General features: G+C 66.5%; 3 protein-coding genes. All 3 read right to left on the minus strand.

All coding sequences use genetic code 11. The features are described from left to right. Positions 1-80: 80 nt before the first annotated feature. Positions 81-722, minus strand: a complete 642-nt coding sequence (locus DBR34_RS10915; RefSeq protein ID WP_128096811.1) for a hemolysin III family protein — start codon at positions 720-722, stop codon at positions 81-83. A gap of 84 nt (positions 723-806) precedes the next feature. Beyond that, positions 807-2411: a peptide chain release factor 3 gene (locus DBR34_RS10920; protein WP_128096812.1), complete on the minus strand. Its 1605-nt coding sequence runs from the start codon at positions 2409-2411 to the stop codon at positions 807-809. 76 nt (positions 2412-2487) lie between these two features. After that, positions 2488-3073: M23 family metallopeptidase (locus DBR34_RS10925; protein ID WP_146186819.1), on the minus strand; the 586-nt coding region annotated here is incomplete at its 5' end.

Consider the following 3073-nt stretch of genomic DNA (forward strand, 5'->3'; position numbering starts at 1 on the left):
GGCCAACCGGCGTCAGCAGTTGAAGTTGACCTTGACCTTGACCTTGACCTGAAAAAGTTGCCGAAAAAAACAAACAATCTCTAAAGAATCTGCGCAGTAACCGCAACGAAATGGCACACGCTGCCGCCGATCACGAACAGATGCCAGATCGCGTGCGAATAGCGGATCGACTCGCGGTGGTAGAAATAGGTGCCCAACGTATAGGACAGCCCGCCGGCCAACAGCCAGCCCAGCGTCCAGCCGTCGATCGACGCCCACATCGGCTTGATCGCCACCATCACCATCCAGCCCATCGCGATGTAGATGATCGTCGACAGCAGCTTGAAGCGGCCGGTAAAGAACAGCTTGAAAATCACCCCGGCCAGCGCCAGCGCCCAGATCGCCGTGAACATCCCCCAGCCCCACGGACCGCCGCGCAGGCCGATCAGCGTGAACGGCGTATACGTGCCCGCGATCAACAGATAGATCGCGCAATGGTCGAACACCTTCAACCGCCCCTTCGCCACCGGGTGCTGGATCGCGTGGTACAGCGTCGACGCCGTATACAGCAGCAACAGCGCCACCCCGAACACGATCGCGCTGGCCAACTGCCAGCCGTCGCCGTAGATCGCGGCAAGGGTGATCAGCACCGCACTGGCGGCGAGCGCGGCAACCGCGCCCAACCCGTGGGTCAGGGCGCTGGCGATTTCTTCACGAACGGAAGCAACTGTAGTCATGGCCATCGACAGTGCGGGGAGGGGGACCCGCTCCCCCCTATCATCGCCGCGTTGGCACGCGCATGCACGCGTGCCTGTTCAGCCGGTGTCTCAGGACACCGAAATGCTGTGTGCCGCCTCGCGCGTGGCCGCGAACCGCACGTCCGGCGCGCGCTCCTGCGCCAACTGCAGGTTGACCCGGGTCGGCGCCAGGTACACCAGGTGGCCGGCCGCATCGATGCTCAGGTTGCCCGCGTTCTTCTCGCGGAACTCCTCCAGCTTCTTTTCGTTGCTGCAGCTTACCCAGCGCGCCGTGGTCACGCTCACCGGCTCGAAGGTGGCTTCCACCCCGTACTCGTCCTTCAGACGGTAGGCCGCCACGTCGAACTGCAGCACACCCACCGCGCCCAGGATCAGGTCGTTGCTCATCAGCGGGCGGAAGAACTGGGTGGCGCCCTCTTCGGACAGCTGCGCCAGGCCCTTCTGCAGCTGCTTGAGCTTCAGCGGATCGCGCAGGCGTGCGCGACGGAACAGTTCCGGGGCGAAGTTCGGAATGCCGGTGAAGCTCACCGCTTCGCCTTCGGTGAAGGTGTCACCGATGGAGATCGTGCCGTGGTTGTGGATACCGATCACATCGCCCGGCCACGCCTCGGCGGCGATCTCGCGGTCGCTGGCCATGAAGGTCAGCGCGTTGGCCAGCTTCATCTCCTTGCCGGTGCGCACGTGGAAGGTCTTCATGCCGGCCACGAAACGCCCCGAACACACCCGCATGAAGGCCACGCGGTCGCGGTGCTGCGGGTCCATGTTGGCCTGGATCTTGAACACGAAACCGGTCAGCTTGTTTTCCTGCGGGGCGATCACCCGGCCGGTGGTGGCGCGCGGCTGCGGCGACGGCGCGTGCTCGACGAAGAAGTCCAGCAGCGGCTGCACGCCGAAGTTGTTCACGCCCGAGCCGAAGAACACCGGGGTCTGCTTGCCGGCCAGGTAGGCCTCCAGGTCGAACGGATGGCTGGCGCCCTGCACCAGTTCCAGTTCGTCGCGCAGGTCGGCCAGCATGCGCTCGCCGATCTTCCCGGCCAGGCCCGGCGAATCGATCGACGGGAAAATGGTCGAATCCTGGCGGGTGAAGTTGCGGCCCTGCTCGTACAGGTGCACTTCGCCGCTGATCAGGTGGACCACGCCCTTCAGGCGCTGGCCCATGCCGATCGGCCAGGTCACCGGGGCGCACTGGATGCCCAGCACGCTCTCCACTTCGTCCAGCAGGTCGATCGGCTCCTTGCCTTCGCGGTCCAGCTTGTTGATGAAGGTCATGATCGGCGTGTCGCGCAGGCGGCACACTTCCATCAGCTTGATGGTGCGCTCTTCCACGCCCTTGGCCACGTCGATCACCATCAGCGCCGAGTCCACCGCGGTGAGCACGCGGTAGGTGTCCTCGCCGAAGTCGGCGTGGCCGGGGGTGTCGAGCAGGTTGACGATCTTGCCTTCGTACGGGAACTGCATCACCGAGGAGGTGACCGAGATCCCGCGCTCCTTTTCCAGCGCCATCCAGTCGGAGGTAGCGTGGCGGGCGGCCTTGCGGCCCTTCACCGAGCCGGCCATCTGGATCGCACCGCCGAACAGCAGCAGCTTTTCGGTCAGCGTGGTCTTGCCGGCGTCAGGATGGGAAATGATGGCGAAGGTACGGCGGCGCGCAGCTTCGGTAGCGACTTCGGACATGGCGTGACGCGCCCGCCCGGGGCGCTTTTCATGGAGATAAGCCGCCCAGTATAGCGGGGGTGGGCGGCGGCCGGGGTCAGGGCTGCCCGGTGGTGCCGCTGGCGGCGGCCTCGCGGGCGAAGTGCAGCTCGCCCTGCGGGGTCACGATGCGCACCGGCACCGAGCGCAACTGCATGCCGCTGTTGGCCTGCACCACGAAGTGAAGGTGCGGGGCGGTGCTGTAGCCGGTATTGCCCGACAGCCCGATGCGCTGCCCGGCGTCCACCCGCTGGCCGCTGCGCACCAGCACGCCGTTGGCCTGCAGATGGGCGTACACCGCCATGCTGCCGTCCTCGTGCAGGATCCGGATGAAGTTGGCCCGGTCACGGTCGCGCTGCGGGTCCAGGCCGTGGTCAACGAAGGTGCCCTGCACCTGCATCACCCGGCCGGCCCGCGCGGCCAGCACCGGGGTGCCCTCGGGGAGGGCGAAGTCGATGGCATCGCGGTTCTCGGCATCGGTATGGCTGAAGCGGCCCTGCGGGGCCTGGCTGACCTGAAAGCCCCGGGCGTCGAACGGCAGCGCGTAGGCCACGTCCTGCGGGGTGGCGCCCGGGTCACCGGGCACGGCGTCCAGCAGCACGTCCAGACGCGGCACGTCGCCGGGCAGCTGCAGGCGGCTCACC

Origin of the sequence: Stenotrophomonas sp. HMWF003 (genome assembly GCF_003061285.1) — a bacterium.
Taxonomy (GTDB): domain Bacteria; phylum Pseudomonadota; class Gammaproteobacteria; order Xanthomonadales; family Xanthomonadaceae; genus Stenotrophomonas; species Stenotrophomonas maltophilia_AP.

Coding starts and splice junctions, on each gene's coding strand:
- DBR34_RS10915 (WP_128096811.1), bottom strand. CDS start 722: ATGGCCATGACTACAGTTGCTTCCGTTCGTGAAGAAATCGCCAGCGCC.
- DBR34_RS10920 (WP_128096812.1), bottom strand. CDS start 2,411: ATGTCCGAAGTCGCTACCGAAGCTGCGCGCCGCCGTACCTTCGCCATC.